General features: G+C 22.8%; 16 protein-coding genes. 8 read left to right on the plus strand and 8 right to left on the minus strand.

The window, feature by feature from the left end:
* Positions 1–31: 31 nt before the first annotated feature.
* From dut to rpsO, 3 genes are all read right to left on the minus strand, one after another.
* A complete protein-coding gene (gene dut / locus N3A58_03025; protein ID MCX8058372.1) occupies positions 32–469 on the minus strand; it encodes a dUTP diphosphatase in 438 nt (145 codons plus the stop codon).
* The gene (locus N3A58_03030) at positions 456–2630 is read right to left on the minus strand and encodes a polyribonucleotide nucleotidyltransferase (protein ID MCX8058373.1); all 2175 of its coding nucleotides are present in this window, start codon (positions 2628–2630) and stop codon (positions 456–458) included. The genes dut and N3A58_03030 overlap by 14 nt, the downstream gene beginning before the upstream one ends.
* A 258-nt stretch (positions 2631–2888) precedes the next feature.
* Positions 2889–3158, minus strand: coding sequence for a 30S ribosomal protein S15 (rpsO, locus tag N3A58_03035; protein ID MCX8058374.1), 270 nt, complete (start codon positions 3156–3158; stop codon positions 2889–2891).
* Between the two features lie 134 nt (positions 3159–3292).
* On the opposite strand from rpsO, the gene N3A58_03040 reads away from it, so the two are divergent.
* The 4 genes from N3A58_03040 (at position 3293) to N3A58_03055 (ending at position 6675) form a co-directional block, all read left to right on the plus strand.
* The gene (locus tag N3A58_03040) at positions 3293–4096 is read left to right on the plus strand and encodes a polysaccharide deacetylase family protein (GenBank protein MCX8058375.1); all 804 of its coding nucleotides are present in this window, start codon (positions 3293–3295) and stop codon (positions 4094–4096) included.
* A 97-nt stretch (positions 4097–4193) separates the two neighbouring features.
* Positions 4194–5351 carry an ion channel gene (locus N3A58_03045; protein MCX8058376.1) on the plus strand — a complete coding sequence of 386 codons (1158 nt, stop codon included), beginning with the start codon at positions 4194–4196 and terminating at the stop codon, positions 5349–5351.
* A gap of 27 nt (positions 5352–5378) precedes the next feature.
* Complete coding sequence (locus N3A58_03050; GenBank protein MCX8058377.1) at positions 5379–5891, plus strand: cyclic nucleotide-binding domain-containing protein; 513 nt, start codon at positions 5379–5381, stop codon at positions 5889–5891.
* A gap of 247 nt (positions 5892–6138) precedes the next feature.
* A complete protein-coding gene (locus N3A58_03055; GenBank protein MCX8058378.1) occupies positions 6139–6675 on the plus strand; it encodes a hypothetical protein in 537 nt (178 codons plus the stop codon).
* Positions 6676–6678: 3 nt separating this feature from the next.
* On the opposite strand, the gene N3A58_03060 is transcribed toward N3A58_03055, so the two are convergent.
* Genes N3A58_03060 through N3A58_03080 form a run of 5 tightly spaced genes read right to left on the minus strand, consistent with a single transcriptional unit; the run spans position 6679 to position 11533 of the window.
* Positions 6679–7551, minus strand: coding sequence for a tetratricopeptide repeat protein (locus N3A58_03060; protein ID MCX8058379.1), 873 nt, complete (start codon positions 7549–7551; stop codon positions 6679–6681).
* A gap of 37 nt (positions 7552–7588) precedes the next feature.
* The gene (locus tag N3A58_03065) at positions 7589–8563 is read right to left on the minus strand and encodes an MlaD family protein (GenBank protein ID MCX8058380.1); all 975 of its coding nucleotides are present in this window, start codon (positions 8561–8563) and stop codon (positions 7589–7591) included.
* Positions 8564–8621: 58 nt separating this feature from the next.
* The gene (locus tag N3A58_03070; protein MCX8058381.1) at positions 8622–9341 is read right to left on the minus strand and encodes an ATP-binding cassette domain-containing protein; all 720 of its coding nucleotides are present in this window, start codon (positions 9339–9341) and stop codon (positions 8622–8624) included.
* A 19-nt stretch (positions 9342–9360) separates the two neighbouring features.
* Positions 9361–9888 (minus strand): thymidine kinase, encoded by a 528-nt coding sequence (locus tag N3A58_03075; GenBank protein ID MCX8058382.1) that lies wholly within the window; start codon positions 9886–9888, stop codon positions 9361–9363.
* 55 nt (positions 9889–9943) lie between these two features.
* Entirely contained in the window at positions 9944–11533 is a 1590-nt protein-coding gene (locus N3A58_03080; GenBank protein ID MCX8058383.1) for an NFACT RNA binding domain-containing protein, read from the minus strand.
* Between the two features lie 90 nt (positions 11534–11623).
* Here N3A58_03080 and N3A58_03085 point away from each other — a divergent pair, with 90 nt between their 5' ends.
* The 4 genes from N3A58_03085 to flgC all read left to right on the plus strand — a co-directional run bounded on the left by N3A58_03085 (position 11624) and on the right by flgC (position 17992).
* Positions 11624–12514: a hypothetical protein gene (locus tag N3A58_03085; protein MCX8058384.1), complete on the plus strand. Its 891-nt coding sequence runs from the start codon at positions 11624–11626 to the stop codon at positions 12512–12514.
* A gap of 96 nt (positions 12515–12610) precedes the next feature.
* Complete coding sequence (locus tag N3A58_03090; protein ID MCX8058385.1) at positions 12611–16060, plus strand: PAS domain S-box protein; 3450 nt, start codon at positions 12611–12613, stop codon at positions 16058–16060.
* A 59-nt stretch (positions 16061–16119) separates the two neighbouring features.
* Positions 16120–17307: a SpoIIE family protein phosphatase gene (locus N3A58_03095; GenBank protein MCX8058386.1), complete on the plus strand. Its 1188-nt coding sequence runs from the start codon at positions 16120–16122 to the stop codon at positions 17305–17307.
* Positions 17308–17527: 220 nt separating this feature from the next.
* Complete coding sequence (gene flgC, locus N3A58_03100; protein ID MCX8058387.1) at positions 17528–17992, plus strand: flagellar basal body rod protein FlgC; 465 nt, start codon at positions 17528–17530, stop codon at positions 17990–17992.
* Positions 17993–18004: the final 12 nt, after the last annotated feature.

An 18004-nucleotide genomic window follows, 5' to 3' on the forward strand; every position in this document is an offset into this window, starting at 1 on the left:
ACCTCTTAAAATTCTTTATTTAAAATAATTACTAAATCCCAGTACTTCCAAAACCTCCAGAACCTCTCTTGGTTTCTGATAAATCATCTACTATTTGAATTTCAGGTTTATAAACCTTTGCAAAAACAAGTTGAGCAATCCTAGAAAGAGGTTTAACAACAAATTCTTCACTTGATAAATTTATTAAAATAACACAAATTTCTCCTCTATAATCAGAATCAATTGTTCCTGGAGAGTTTAAAACAGTTATTCCATGTTTTATAGCAAGCCCAGATCGCGGTCTAATTTGTGCTTCATATCCTTCAGGGATTTCTAAAATAATACCAGTTTTAATAAGAACCCTCTCAAGAGGTTTTATCATTAAATCATCATCAATATCAGCATAAAGATCAATCCCTGAAGCACCTTCAGTTTGAAAGAATGGAGATTTAAAATTTTTATTTTTAGAAACTATTTTAATTTTTACCATTAAAAAACTCTTTATGACTTAAAGAATATTTTCCAGTAGGATCTATTTTAATAAGTCTAACTTTTATTTTATCACCAATTTTATAAAGGGAATTTATATTATCAACCCTTATTGGTGCAAGTTCTGAAATATGAATTAATCCCACTTTGCCTTGAGCAAATTCTACAATAATTCCAAAATCAAGTATCTTTTTAACTATTCCAATATAAACATTTCCTATCTCTATTTCATCATTAACAAGAGCTAAAATATGTTCAATAGTCTCATCAATTTTCTTTAAATCTTTATTTGAAATAGTAACAGTACCATCTTCCCCAATATTTATAGTAGAATTAGTCTCTGCTGTAATAGCTCTTATATTTTTGCCCCCTGGACCAATAACTAAACCTATTTTTTCCTGGTCAATTTTAATAATTTTAATTTTAGGTGCAACTGGAGAAAGTGAACTATTTTTATCAAGACAAGCTTTATAAATAATATCAAGAATTTTTAATCTACCTTCCTTTGCTTTTAATAATGCTTTTTTAAATATATCATAAGATATTCCTTCAATTTTAACATCCATCTGAAAACCAGTTATTCCATCTTTAGTCCCTGCAACTTTAAAATCCATATCTCCTAAATGATCTTCAAGTCCCATTATATCAGAAAGAATAGCATATTTATCTCCCTCTGTTATTAAACCCATGGCTATTCCAGCTACATGTTTTTTAATAGGAACTCCAGCATTAAATAGTGAAAGGGAACCCCCACATACTGAAGCCATAGATGAAGAACCATTTGATTCTAAAATTTCTGAAACAACTCTTATTGTATATGGAAATTCTTCAAAATCTGGAATTATTGCCTCAAGAGATCTTTCTGCAAGATGTCCGTGCCCTATTTCCCTTCTCCCAGGTGACCCGTATCTACCTACCTCTCCAACAGAAAATGGTGGGAAATTATAATGAAGCATGAATCTTTTCTGTTCTTCTCCTTCTATATCATCGACTTTCTGTTGATCAAGAACTGTACCTAAAGTTGTAATAGCAAGACTTTGAGTCTCTCCCCTTGTAAAGAGTGCAGAACCATGAGTATAATCAAATAAACCAAGCTTAATAGTTATAGGTCTTATATCATCTAAAGATCTACCATCAGCTCTCAGGCCTTTTTCAAGAATATTTTTTCTCATTAATTCCCTTGTAAACTCATCAAAAATATTTGAATAATATTTTTTAAAATAATTTTTTAATTTAATCAATTTGCTTTTATCATCATCAAATTCATCAAAAGAACTACTAATATCTATATTGTCTTTAATAAATTCAATATTTTCTGACCATATTTTAGAAAAAAAGTTTTCTTTAACATTTTTCAAAGCCTCAGATCTAGCTTTTTTCTCATAAATATATAAAGCCTTTTCAAGTTCTTCTTTTATCACTTTTTTTATTAGATTATCAATTACCTCCCATCTAATAGGTTCCTTAATTTCTATCTTTGGTTTACTTACCTCTTTATAAATATTTTCAAAAAACTCAACCAACTTTTGGATCTCTTTATGAGCAACAATACATGCATCATAAAAAACTTCTTCACTAATTTCGTGAGCACTTCCTTCTATCATAAGTATAGCATCTTTTGTTCCAGCTATGACGATATCTAATTCACTCTCAAGAAGTTCATTAATGGTAGGATTAATAACAATATTGTTATTTATATAACCTACCCTAACAGCAGCAACTGGTTTTGAAAAAGGAATATCTGAAATTAAAAGAGAAAGAGATGAAGTATTTATTGCAAGAATATCTGTTTGAGTATTTTGATCCGATGAAACTGCATAAGTTGTTATTTGAACCTCTCTATTAAAATAATCTGGGAAAAGTGGTCTTACTGATCTATCTATCAATCTTGAAATTAAAATCTCTCTATCAGATGGTTTTCCTTCCCTTTTTATATATCCTCCTGGGAATTTTCCCGCTGCATAAGCTTTCTCAAAATAGTTAACTGTTAAAGGGAAAAAATCAAGATCAAGTTCATTTTCGGACATAACAGATGCGGATAATACAGCAGTCCCTCCTTGCCTTCCAAGAACTGACCCATTTGCTTGTCTTGCTAATTCTCCAATTTCAAATATAAATTTTTGATTTGCAACTTCAATTTGAAATATTTTAATGTTTTCCATAATTTCATTCCTTAAATTTAAAATAATAAATTAAAATATTAATATATTTTTATAATTTTAGAAAAATCAAAATAAATAGAATTTTTTCAAAATTTAGAATACAATTAACAAAAAATAAAAATATTATCAAATATCAAATTTCTATAATTAAACATAAAAATAAGATTAAGCAGAAGGTTCTATTTGAAGCCTCCTGCTTAATCATAATTTATTTATAAAAAAGGGGGTAAAACAAATCATAAAAAAATAATTTATAAATTATTTTCTTAAATCTAATTTATTGATAATCTCTTTATATTTTTCTAAATCTTCTCTTCTCAAATACTCAAGGAGTCTTCTTCTTTTTCCAACAAGTTTCATCAAACCTCTTCTACTACTATGATCTTTAGGATTTTTTTCAAGATGAGAAGAAATATTATTTATTCTTTCAGTAAATAGTGCTATTTGTACCTCTGTAGAACCTGTATCTTTATCATTTTTCCCAAAGCTTTTAATTATTTCAATCTTTTTTTCTTTAGTCAAAGACATAAAATAATTGCTCCTTTTTTTTAAATAAAAAAAAAATTTTAAATTTGTCAAGTTATTTTATAAATTAAAGCAATTAAGAAAAAATATTTAATTATTTAAACAAAAATATTTTCTTGACGATATAATTTAAGCCTATGATAAATAATAAAATTAAATTTTTTTTTACAATATTTTTTTTTATATTTTTCTTACAGTTAATTTTATACAAGTTTAATAAAACTATAAATGCCAATGAAAGTAATAGTTTTAACAATTTTATTTTTCCCGTTTTATGTTACCATAATATAAAATTAAAAGAAACCAATATTTATGATGTTAGTTTAGAGAACTTTGAAAAACAAATAGATTATCTATATAAAAACAATTTTAAATTTATATTTGCTTCAGAAATTATAGAATTATTGAAAAATAATAAAAATATTAATAAAGATACAAAATATATTGGAATAACTTTTGACGATGGAAATAATGGAGTATATTTATACGCAAAAAAAATATTTCTTAAGTATAAAATAAAAGCAACAATTTTTATCTATCCATCAATTATAATTGCAAGAGAAAAAAAAGAGAATAGCTCATATATGAGTTTCTCACAAATAAGAGATTTAATAAATACAGGATATTTTGAACTTGGTTGCCACTCATTTTATCATCCATATATGACAAAAGAAGATGAAAAAGGATTGGTTTTAAATACTATAAAAGCTAAAAATATATTATATTCAATAATTGGAGTGGATCAAAAAGCTTTTGCATATCCATTTGGGCTATGCAATGAAAATGTAATTAATTATATAAAAAAAGCTGGATTTTTAGGTGCTTTTACAGTTGAAAGAAAATATGTGTCAATTGACACTTATATATATAAAATTCCAAGGTTTTTGATAACTTCAAATATTAATATGGAAGAATTTATCAAATTAGTTAACCCAAAATAAAAATAAATAATATTAATTTCAACTTTATTTTCCGATATTTTAAGAAATTAGATTAAAATTTTAATAAAACGTTTCATAATAAATAAGGGCTAATTTAATGAAAAATCTATTATCTAAAATTGTTTTTTTAATAAGTTCAAATCTTTTTAAAATTATTTTGTCTTCAATATTAATTATCTTATTTTTTTCATTTATTATTTTAATAATTGAAAACCAAAATCATCAAGGGATAAATAATTTTTTCGATTCCATATGGTATATTATTGTTACTTTTACAACAACAGGTTATGGAGATGTTGTACCTCAAACAAAATATGGAAAAATTATAGGTCTTCTTACAATTATTTTTGGAGTAGTTTTAACAGCTTTAATAACAGGTGAACTAGCTTCTATATTAATAGAATTACAACAAAAAAAAGGGAAAGGTCTTATGGACTATAGCAAAAAAAAAGAACACATTATTATATGTGGATGGAAAAATGATTTTATTAATTTTATAAAAGAACTTTTAACACAAAATCCAGACTTAGGTGCTTCAGATATAGTCATTCTTAATAATGAACCTCTTGAAAACATTCAATCAATATTAGCAGACCCTGAATTAATGAGAATAAATTATGTTCATGGAGAGTATTTTGATGAAAGTTCCCTTCTTAGAGCAGGTTTATTAAATGCAAAAAAGGTTATTATTCTTGCAGATGATACAGGAAGATATTCTCAATCTGAAATTGACTCAAAGAATGTTATGACAGTATTGACAATTGAAAAATTAAATAAAAACACATATATATGTGCTGAAATATTTGACTCAAAGTTTGTTAAATATCTACAACAATCACACTGTGATGAAATAGTTTTATCTAAAGATTTTTCCAAAAAAGTTATCATAAATTCCATAAGCACTAGCGGTTTCTCAAATATTATAGAAGAAATTATTAATCCAAAAAACAACTCAAGATTACAAACTTTAGAAATAAGTCAGGAATTCATTGGCAAAAAATTTGAGGATCTATTTAATCATTATAAAAACAATGATAACCTTCTAATAGGATTACTTGAAAATGTTGGTAACTTCTATATCAGAAAAACAGAAGCAATAAAAGAAGCCCAGAAAACTCCAGATATATCAAAGCTTGTTGAAAATTTAAAACTTATTAAAAAATTAAAGCCGAACGAACCAATAATTAACCCTCCTTCAAACTATATAATAAAACCTAAATCATATGCTATTGTTTTAACAAGAACTAACAAATAATTAAAATTTATGTAAAGGAAATTAAATATGCAAATATTAAAAGATTATAATATAAATGAATTAATAGACAAAATTTCAAAGATCGAAATATTTACAGGTTTAACAATAGAAGAAATAAAAAAGATAATCGAAAACTCAAAGGTTGTTCAATTCCCTAAAGATAGTTTTATTATAGAAGAAAATAGTTCAGGCAATGAAATGTACATTATTTTAAAAGGTGCAGTTAGAGTATTAAAAAAAACTTTTTCTGATGAACTTTATACTGTCATAGACTTAACTGAAAAGGAAAATGCTTTTTTTGGGGAATTTGCTCTAATTGATAGTGATAAAAGATCTGCTTCAATTTTAACTTTAAATGAAACAATATGTTTGATGATAGAAAAAGATGAATTTGAAAAAACAATTACTGAAAATTATAAAATTGGGTATTTTGTTATAAGAAATATTGCTAAGAGAATAGCAGCAAGATTAAGGAATGCTAATAAAGACATTATTACTCTATTTGAAGCTTTACAAAATGAAATCCAATTTGAAGACTAAATTTTAAAAAAATTTTATATATTCAAGATATAAATATCAAATTTGACAATTCAAATAATTTAAGTTATCATTTAACTGGATATTTATAAATTTCTTGGATTATTAATTTATTTAACAAAATTATATCAATATTATTTTTTTAAAAATTATTGAAAGATTTATAAAAAATATTTTTTAATAAAGATAAAAGATAACATTTAAATTTTTAAATTTTTTATATAAATAATACTATTATAAGGAGGATAAAATGGAGTTTGATATAATTAAAAATCTTTTTTCAAAAAATAAAAAATTAATTTCTAAAGAACAAATTATTTCTGAAATTAAAAAATTTTTAACAAAAGTAAAAGTTGCTATAGAAATAGATTTTAACAATATATTTAATCAACTGAAAAAATTTTCAAAAATTGAAGTTGACGAATTTGAGAATATTTTTAGTCTCTTTGAATTTGACAAAAAGACAAGTAAAAAGGACCTTTTTGCACAACTTAAAAATTGGGCTAAATTATATTTTAAAATCAAACTTGATGATATAAAAATAAAAGATGAGGAACTTTCTGATGAACTAGAAGATATGTTTGAAAAAGAAGGATTTAGCATTAATAAAACAATTAAATACTCATTAAGGGAGTGGTATAAAGAAAAAATATATGAAAAAGAAAAATCTATAAATATTAATGAAATAAAAAACAAACTTTTTTCACTTTCAGATTATGAAATATTAACTCTATATTTTATTATAGTATGTGCAAAAAATCCATATGAATTTCTTGTAAAAGAATAAAAATTAATTTATATTTTTTAGCTTTTCTTCAATCTTTTTAATATATTTTTCTAAATTAAGATAAAAAGCTAGGTGGTAAGCTTTTGAAAGATAGTATAACTGTTTTTCTTTATCATTAATTTTTTCATATATTTCAGAAATAAGCAAATAATCATAAAAAATTCCGAAAACATTTTCATTAATATTGTCAGCATAAAAAGCTTTATTTATGTAATTTAATGCTTCACTATATTTTTCTGTAAGATAATAAATTTTGGCTAAATTATAATATATATCACCTAATAAATTATATGCTTTTTTGTTTTCTGCTATTTTTTGAGCTTTTATTAAAAAATTAGTTGCTTGATCATAATTTTTAATCTCTATATAAACTTTAGAAATTTTATTATAAATAAAAGCAAAATTTACATCATGCTTTGTTGAACTTAAAGCTTTATTGTAAAATAATAAAGAATTATCAAAATCCTTTTTAAAAAAATAATAATCACCTTTAACATAATAATAAAAATAATATTCGTTTTCAGATAACCTTTCTTTTTCATGTTTAATAATTTCTTCTATTTTTTTTATATATATCAAACAATTTAAATCATCTTCTTTAAAAATATATATCATAAGAATTTTTGTTAAAACTAAAAACTCACTATTTAAATCATTTATAGAAATTGCCATATTTAAAGCATCCAAGTAATTTGTAAATGCTTTATTTATATCACCTTTATTAAAATATTTTGTTCCTTCCTCTATATAATAAGATATTCTTTTCTTAACATCATTTCTTATAGTATTATTTTTATAGCCACAAGAATAAAAAAGAGTTGTCAAAAATAATAAAATTATTATAAAGTAAAATAATAAAACTTTTTTATTCCTCATAAAAATTCCTTTGTTTAAGTTAAAGTTAATTATTAATTTATCTTCCTACATTAATATTTGAAGAAGAACTTTTTGTTTCACTCTTAGGTATTAAAGGGAGATTTTCTAGGACATACTTAAGTTGTATAAGATTTTCCTGCAATAATACAATTATTTTCTTTAAATCCTCAGGTAGATTGTTAAATTTCGAAATTAAATTATTTATGTTTGAAATACTTGAGTTCAAAGTGTCCAAAGTGGATTTAACGCTATTATATAATCTGTTATCATCATTTAATATTGATCCAATAGAATTGTCCTTAGAATTCAAAGTTGAATTAAGCTTATAAACAATGTCATTTAAACTTTTAACTGAACTATTAACAGAATTTATTATATTATTAATAGAGCTCAAGATATTAAAAATTTCTTTACCCAGTTTACTATCTTCACCCCCTTTTAAGCTCCCTGTTATACTTTTAACATCTGATGTAATATTATTAATATTTACTAGAGTTTTATATATTACCGGTTTCATCTCAAGAATCATATCTAGAACTTGTTGTGCTTGTACTGTTAAATCTCCTGATTTTTGCACCGTTGCATTTTGAGCTAAAATATTCATGCCTTCTTGCATATCTGAAGAAAAAACAAGTGATCCTGGTTCTACTTCCTCTCCTTTACCTGGTATAACAGTTAAGCCTCCTCCTCCTAAAAGCGCTGAAGATATTTTTAAGACTGTATCTTTTCTAATTAAATAATTATAATTTTTATAAATAACAAAATTAACTAATATATTATCATTATTATCAAGTTTTAAACTAATTATTTTACCAATATTTAACCCTTTATATTTAATTTGACTACCTGAACTTAAACCATAAGTTTGTTGGAAATATGTAAAGTATTTAATTTTTTTTTCAAAAATGTTATTACCTTTTAGTATAAATATTAAGATTAATAAAAAAAGAAAAAAACCAAATACTATAAAAATAGCAACTCCTTTTTGAAATCTATTAAATGTAAATGGCATATAAATCCTCTTTTAAATATAATTTCTCAATCTATTAAATAAATTAAATACCACTAATTTACTCTATAAGCTTTTTTATAAATCTACTTTCTATTTTACCAATTTCATCAGGTAAAAATATTTCACTTATTTTGCCTTCTGAAATGACACCTATCTTATCCCCTATAGCTTTTGCAAAATTAAAATTATGTGTTGAAATAATGATAAGTTTACTCTTATTTTTTAATTCTCTTATTATATTGATTATATTTGAAATAGAAATATTATCAAGATTGGAATCAGGTTCATCCATAAATAAAAAAATTGGATCATGAATTACAGCTCTAGCAATATTAACAAGTTTAACATTTGAAATTGAAAGATTTGCAGGTCTTAAATTTAAATATTTTTCAATTTCAAACTTTTTTGCTATATTTAATACTATTTCATTTACTATTTCTTTATTAAACCTTGTGTGATAAGTCATATATAATGATAAATTATCCATTATTGACATATTACTTATTAAACCTGACTGTTGAAAAACAAAACCTGTTACTTTGTGATATTCAAGTATCTGCTCCTTAGTAAAATTTTCAAGCTTTTTACCCCCTATTGAAATAGAGCCTTTATTAAAATAAATTAATCCCGCAATTATTTTCAATAAAGTAGTCATGCCACATCCAGCCCTTCCTAATAGAACAAAAGTTTCATTTTCATTAAATGATGCAGATAAATTTTCAAAGATAAGATTAATATCATAATTAAATGTTAAATTATTTACTTCAATATTAAACATAAATAATAAACTCTAAAAATTATTTTTCTAAGCACATTCTACATCTTGCTTCATAAAGTTCTTTACCACCTATTTTTATTTTCTCTTTTTTTTCACCTGCTTTATAGAATGTAAAAGCTCCATATTCGCTCCCACATTTCGTACAAATAGCATTTAATTTAATTACTTCTTCAGAAAAAGGAATTAAATTAATAATTTCATCAAATGGGATCTGTTCTGATGTTGCATCAAGACCAGCAACTATTACTTCTTTACTTTCTGATGCCCATTTATTTGCATAATAAGAAAGATTTTTAAAAAATTGTCCTTCGTCTATGCCTATAACATCATAATTTCTATAATCAAGATTATTTAAATCATCTACAAAAATAAAGTTAAAATCATTTTTATTACCAACCTCCTTATCATCATGAGTCAATATTCCTCTTTTATCAATAGATGGTTTAATAAGTATAACTTTTCTTCCGGCAATTTTAGCTCTTTTTAACCTTCTTATAAGTTCTGTGCTTTTACCAGAAAACATAGGACCTATAATTAAATGTATCATCTATTTTCTCCTGTCCAAAACAAAATTTAATTTTCTACCAGAATATAATAAAATATTAGTAATCAAGTGAGTTTTCTTTTAAAATTTTAATTCTGTTTTCATCAATTTCAATATAAATATTTTTATCATTTGTATATAAAATTTTACCACTTTTCTTATCTGCAAACCTTAAGTATTTAACTTTTGTATAAACAACATCTCCTTTTTTAGAATTTCTTCCTTTTGAAAAATATAAAGCCAACATTGCAGCATCAATTATAGAATTCTGTGAAATATTACTTTTTTTATCTTTTGGTTTTAGTATGACATAAGCACCTTGATAATCTCTTGCATGAAACCAATAATCTTCACCCCTACAAAATTTTTTAATTAAAACAATATTTGACTTTGCAGACTTTCCAACAAGAATATCTTCTCCAGAATTACTTTTAAAAATATAAAAATGTTGTTTTTTACTTGTTTTTTCTACTTTTTTTTCATTCAAATTATTTAACTTCTTATAAATATTAATATCTAACTTATCCTTTAATTTCTCTATAATTAACCTTAAATTATTTCCAATTTTATATTCTTCTTTAAATTTTTCCTTCTCATCAAATAACTTATTTAATTTATCTTCTAAATAGATCAAATATTTATTTATTTCTTCATTTTTCTTTTTTTCTTCTTTATACAAAGAATAATAATTATTTGCATTTTGTATTAAATTTTTTCTTCTGTCAATATTAATATTATAATATTTTCCATCAAAATTTTCTAATTTAATATTTTCTAAATTTTTATCTTTATTAATAATTTCTTTTATATTTTCAAGGTTACTTATCAAAAGGTCACCTTTTATCTTCAGTTCTTCAATGTCTTCTTCTGATTTTTTACTTTTATTTAGTTTTTCAATATTTTTTTTAATCTTTATAATTTTTTCATCAAATTTTTTAAGCTCCGACTTTATAAAATTATTAAAAATTTCCTCAATATATTTTTCAAAAACTCTTTCAAAATCAGAAAACTCTTCTCTTATTTTAAACTTTTTAAAATCATAAGATTCTTTATCTAGATTCCCATCTTCATTAAATTTTTCTATTAAACTATTATATTTCCCACCTACATCCTCTTCTCTTAACTTGCTTTCCTTTTTTATCATTTTTCCAATTATATTATTTTCTTTATCAAGTAAAAAGATATTACCATTTCTTCCGAGCATCTCAAAAACAAGAATTGAATCAACAAAATAAAAATAAAAAATTCTGTCATTTTTTTTTATTTCAATTTTCTCAATCTTCTTCCCAACTATCCATTTTTTCAATAACAAAGTAAAGAGAAAAGGATTTTTGGGAGAATTTATTAAAGGTTTACCATTCGCAATAAAATTAAAATTATTTGATATTTTAATAAATAAATTCAATGTTTTTTTATTTCCTCTAATTTGTAAATACAACTCATCATTAAAAATCTGTCTTGCATCAATAACATAAATTTTATTTGATGAATAATTATATTTATTAAGAATAATCTCATAATTTTTTAAAATTAAATCATCAGAAATTTTATCAGAAAAAATCTCATTATTATCTATTTTTATATCAAATAAAGTAATTAAAATTTTAGATAGAATTAAATTTATTTCATTAAAGTTTAAATTAATCATTTCAACAAATATAATTTAATATTTTTAAAAAAAAATAAAATAAGAATTGATTTAAATACAATTTATTTTATTTTTCAATTAATAAATAAAATGCCTAAAATAGAAGAAAAAAGAAACTTTGTATATATTAAAACATTTAAAACTTTAGCTCTCTCCACAACAGGGGAATTCTGTAAATTAAATTGTCCTCATTGTAGAAAACATTATATAAAAAAAATGTTTGATATTTCTAAGTTTTCTGAATATAAAACCAACTTTGAATCCGACTTATATGATAATAATTATATTAATTCTTTTTTCAATTATAATTCTTTTTTAATAAGTGGTGGTATGAATAAAGATCTTGAAATTCCAATTGAAAAATTTGAAAATTTTTATCTTTTTCTAAAAAAAAATAAAAAATTAATAAATTTTCACACTGGTTTTTTAAAAGAAGAAAAATTTTATATTTTTCGATACGCTGATGCTATATCTTTAGATTTAATTTTTTCAAATGAAGCAATCAAAAATATCTACAAAACTAAAAAAACAAAGAAAGATTATATAAAATATTTAGATAGTGTAATAAATTTTTGCGAAAAAGAAAATATTGATTGTAAAATAGTCCCTCATATAACAATAGGATTAAATTTTGGAGCTCCATCAGAAGAAAAAGATTTAATAAAATATATTTCTAATTATAAAAATTTAAAAATGATAGATAAAATTGTTCTAAATATTTTGAAACCAAATACAAATATCAGTTTTTATTATTCACCAGATATTAATTATTCAAAAGAAATTATTGTTTATGCAAGAAGTATGCTTAACAAAAAATTAATATTTTTAGGATGTATGAGACCATCTGGGAAATATAGAAAAGAAATAGATAAATTTTCATTAATAGAAGGAATTGATGGTATCGTGAACCCCTCTTTTGAATATAGGCCAGAATATAGTTTATATGAAAACTGTTGCTCACTTTTTTCTTTAGGCTTGTAATTAATATTAATTTATTTAAAAAATAAAATTTTATATTAATATAAATAATAAAGAAAGTAAAATCTTATTAATAATTTCTAAAATAGTAAAATAAAGATGAAAATTAGAGAAAGAACATTTTTATACATAATATTATCAATTATTTCTATAATTATATTTACTTATTTTTTTAATAATTTCATTGATAACTCAATAATTAACAAAGAATTTCTATATTCAAAAAATTTATTTCAAAGAGAACTTGAAAAACTTATAAGGGAAGACTACAGTAAAAAATACTACTTTTTTCAAACTATTTTTTCATTAAATAATATTTCTGAAATTAATATCAATAAAACCAAAAAAATTAAAATTCCAACAAATTTTGAAAACTATTTATATGAAAACAGTATAGAAAAAATTTTCATATTTACAAGCGATCTAAACCCTCTTTTTATAATTAACCCAGGTTTTTATATATATGATTCTAAAAATTATGATATAGAAATTTTAAGCTTAATTAAAAAATATTTAAGTAACTATTTAAAAAATAATTTTATTAATAGTTTTGATAGGACTTCTAATCCTCAAGATAAAATAAATATTCTTATGTTTAATGAAATAGAAAAATACAAATTATATACTTATTATATTTATTTCTATTTTGATAATAAAAATTTAAAATATTATTATTTTATTTTAAAAATAGATGGAATATTATGGATAAAAAAAATAATAAAAAACTATCCTGAAAATTTTGAAATAAATACAAGATTTTCATATTATGATGAAAAAATAGAAGAAATAGAAAAAAAAGAAAAAACTAAACTAAAAGATAAAATATTTTTAAATTATTATCTAAACGACTCATCAAATAAAGTTTTTGGTTATTTAAATATTTCTATTCCATGGGACAAATATAGTAGTTCTATAAAGGTTAAATATTATATGAACATCTTTACAATTGGTGGATTATCTCTATTTTTAGTAGTATCTATTACTATTCTTTTTTTACATGTCTTAAAACCAATATATGTTATACAAAAAGTTCTCGAAACTGGAGAGCTTGATCTATTTTATAATTTAAAATACCTAAGCTACGAAATAAGAGAAATTATAAAAATGATAATTAACTTCTTTGAGCAAAAACAAGTACTTAAAAGTGAGATAGAGGAAAGAGAATATATTTCACTACAGCTTAAAGAAAGTGAAGAAAGATACAAGACTTTAATTTATAATTTACCTGATGCAGTATGTGTAATAACTGATGGATTTCTTGTTTTTGCTAATGATAAGATTTTCGATCTTTTTCAAATAGATAAAGATAGTTTTTTTAAGATAGATATAATAAACTATATTCATATTGATGATAGATATATCGTTAAAAATTTAATAGAAAATTATAAAAACTTACTAACAAATGATAAAGAAAAATATTTAAGCCCAATAGAAATAAGAATATTTGATTCAAAAAAAACCTTAAAATTTTGTCTTTTATATTCACTAAAAATCAATTTTAATTATAAAGACTCTATAATGCTTGTTTTCTCTGATATATCAAGAATAAAAGAAATAGAAAAGGAAATAATTATTTCAAGAACAAGATTAAGCTCTATGATAAACAATATTCCATTTTTTGCCTGGATGAAAGATACTAATGGAGTTTTTATAGAAGTAAATGAAAATTTTTGTCATTTTTATAATAAAAGCAAGGACCAAATTATAGGAAAAACAGAATTTGATCTTGTTCCATCAGATAAAGCTATAAAATATTATGAAAAAGATCTTCAAGCTTTAACAAGTAAAAAAAGAATTTCATATGAGATAGTAGATGTTATAAATGGAGAGCAAAGATGGTTTGAAGTTTTTAAAAGCCCTATACTTGATGAATATGGAACCCCAATCGGAACTATAGGCCTTTCAAGGGATATAACTGAAAAAAAACTTATTGAAAATCAATTAATAGAAAGTGAAGAAAAATTTAGAGAGATTGCTGAAAATCTAGATGAAGCAATATGGTTAATAAATGAAGAAACTTTGGTTTATGTTAGTCCTGGATTTAATAATATTCTTGAAACTGCTGAAAGCTTTATCAATTCAAACATATCCAACTTACTTAAATTTATAAATGAAGAAAATAAACAAAATCTAGTAAATACTTATCAAGAATTTTTAAAAGATGAAAAAAAGGAAAAAATTGATAAAGAAATAAAGATAGTAACACAAAACAATTCCACCAAATGGTTATGGTTAAGGTTAATAAAATTATCTCATCAAAAAATAAAGATTCTTGGCATAGCTGAAGATATTACTAAGAAAAAAGAAGATGAAAAAAAATTACAAGATGCTCTTAAAGAAACTGAAAAAATAAACAAAGAACTAGTAAAACTCAATGAAGAACTTGCAAAAGAGATAAATGAGAGAGAAAAAGCTAAAAATATATTAAGAAAATACGAATTTATTGTTAATACATCGCAAGAACTTATGGCATTAATAAATAAAAATTATATATATGAAGCTGTAAATGATTATTTTTGTAAAGTATTTGAATTAAAAAGAGAAAATATTATCGGTAAAAGTGTAAAAGAAATATGGGGAGAGGACCTTTTTGAAAATATTATAAAACCAAGAATTGAAGATGCATTAAAAGGAGTATCAAACAGCTATAATGAGTGGGTAAATTTAGGTAAATTAGGAAATAGATTTGTTGCTTCAACATATTATCCTTTTTTTGATTTAGAAAATAAAATTAATGAAGTTGTTATAATATATCATGATATAACAGAACTTAAAGAATACTCCGACCAACTCCAAGAGTTAAATTCTAATCTCGAAAGAATGGTAAATGAAGCAGTAGAAGATATAAGAAAAAAAGATCAATTAATTATTCATCAATCAAGACTTGCTGCAATGGGAGAAATGATAGGAAATATTGCTCATCAATGGAGACAACCTCTAAATTCTCTATCTCTTTTAATACAAAATATTAAAGACGCATATGATTATAATGAACTTACAAAAGAATTTATGGAAAAAATGGAAAATCAAGCTTTAAAACTAATTGAACACATGTCTCATACTATAGATGACTTTAGAAATTTTTTTAAACCAGATAAACAAAAAATTAAGTTTTCAATTAAAGATTCTATAAATCGTGTAATTGATATAGTTTCAGCAACTTTTGATAATTACCGGATTTCAATATATATCGATATAAAGGAAGACATAATGATAGAAGGATACCCAAATGAATTTGGACAAGTCATACTTAACCTTCTAACAAATGCAAAAGATCTTTTTCTTGAAAAGAAAACTGTTAACCCATTTGTAAAAATAAGTGTTTTTAAAAAAGAAAAAAATGTTATTATTGAAGTCCAAGATAATGGTGGTGGATTCTCAGAATCGGTATTGAAAAATCTTTTTCAACCTTATTTTACAACTAAAGAGCATGGAACAGGAATTGGTTTATATATGTCCAAATATATAATTGAAAAAAATATGAATGGTAAGATTTTAGCTTTTAATAAAGAAAATGGTGCTTGTTTTCATCTAATTTTTGAAATTTAAATTATATCAAAAATCAGATTATAAATATTTTTAAAATAAATTTTTATTAAGGATTTTATATGAATGAAATTTTTGAAGAGGGGAAAATTATTGACTTAAAAATTCTAATTTGCGAAGATGATAGTATAGCAAGAAGTCTATTGCTTAATATATTAAAAAGAAAATTTGAAATTATAATTGAAGCTGAAAATGGAAAAATAGGTTTAGAAAAATATAAATTAGAAAAACCTGACCTAATTATATCTGACATAAATATGCCTGAATTAAATGGAATTGAGTTTGCAACTGAAATTAGAAAAGAAGATAAAAAAACTCCAATTATATTTTTAACTGCTTATTCTGATACTAGCTACTTTATAAACTCAATAGAACTTGGAATTAATGGATATGTATTAAAACCAGTTGTAAAAGATAGTTTGTTTAATGTTCTTCAAAAAGTAATCTCAAACTTAAAACTTGAAAGAAAAATTGAAGAGCAAAGGAAAAAAATTGAAGAACTTTATAATCAACTTAATTTCGAGTTAGATATTGCTTCAAAAATACACCAATCTTTACTTCCTCAACACAAGATTCAAAATGAACACTACTTATTTGAATTTATTTATAAACCTCTAGAACAAATAGGAGGGGATTTTTTTGAAATTATAAACATCAATGAAAATGAAACTCTTATTTTTTTAACAGATGTTACTGGGCATGGAGTACCAGCAGCACTTTTTTCAGCTATGTTTAAAGCTAACCTTTATTATATTATTAAAAATGATATAAGTCCTCAAAAAATATTAAATTCACTTAATTTAGATCTCCCAAAAATTTTACCTTCTGACTTTTTCCCTTCTTTTTTTATTGCTATATTCAATAAAAAAGAAAAAATATTAAGATACTCTAATTCAGCACACCCTTCTCCTATAATTTACAATATTTCAAATAATACTTACAAAATATTAAAAGAAAAAGACCCCTTTCTTGGAATAGATAAAAACTATAATTTTTCCGAAAAAAAAATTTTTCTTAATAAAAATGATATACTTTTTATATACACTGATGGATTGTATGAATTTGAAAATAAAAATGGAGAAATAATTCAAGAAGAAGAATTTTATGAAATTTTTATAAATTATTTAAATAATTACAATTTTGATGAAAAAGAAAAACTTTTAGAAAATTTTGTTAACTATATGCTTTCATTATCAAAAGAAAATAAATTTTCAGATGACTTCTCTTTACTTAAATTCGAAATAATATAATAAAGTTCAACATTTTTAAATTTAATTTATTCCTATATTATTCAATTAAAAATTTAATAAATTATAATTAAAAAATATATAATATATAATTTTTTTTAATTTTTATAAAATTATTAATTTTATAAAATATAATATTTTTTAGTTAAATTTGCCTAAAGAATTTATTCCTATACCGAAAATTTATAAAAATATTTATTAATAAATGAAGGTTTAAAATAATATGATACCAAATATATTTTCTATGTTTAATACTGCTTCCACTGGATTAACTGCTCAAAGGTTAAGAATGGATGTTATATCAAATAACATAGCAAATGCAGAAACAACCAGGACACCAGAAGGTGGTCCATATAAGAGAAAATTTGTAATTTTTAGACCGATGGATGAAAAAATGGAAATTCTTTCACCTTTCAGACCACCGGAAGATCTTGAAAAAGAAATAGGCACTGGAGTTAAAGTTGTTAAAATTGAAGAAGATTCTTCACCATTTAGGCTTGTCTGGGATCCAGAACATCCTGATGCTATTAAAACTGGACCAAAAAAAGGATATGTTATGTATCCAAATATAAATATTGTAACAGAAATGACAGATTTAATATCAGCTTCAAGATCCTATGAAGCAAACGTAACTGTATTAAATACAGCAAAACAGATTCATTTAAAATGCCTTGAAATATTAAGGTAATTAAATAAATTT

The organism is Spirochaetota bacterium, assembly GCA_026415295.1.
GTDB lineage: Bacteria > Spirochaetota > JAAYUW01 > JAAYUW01 > JAOAHJ01 > JAOAHJ01.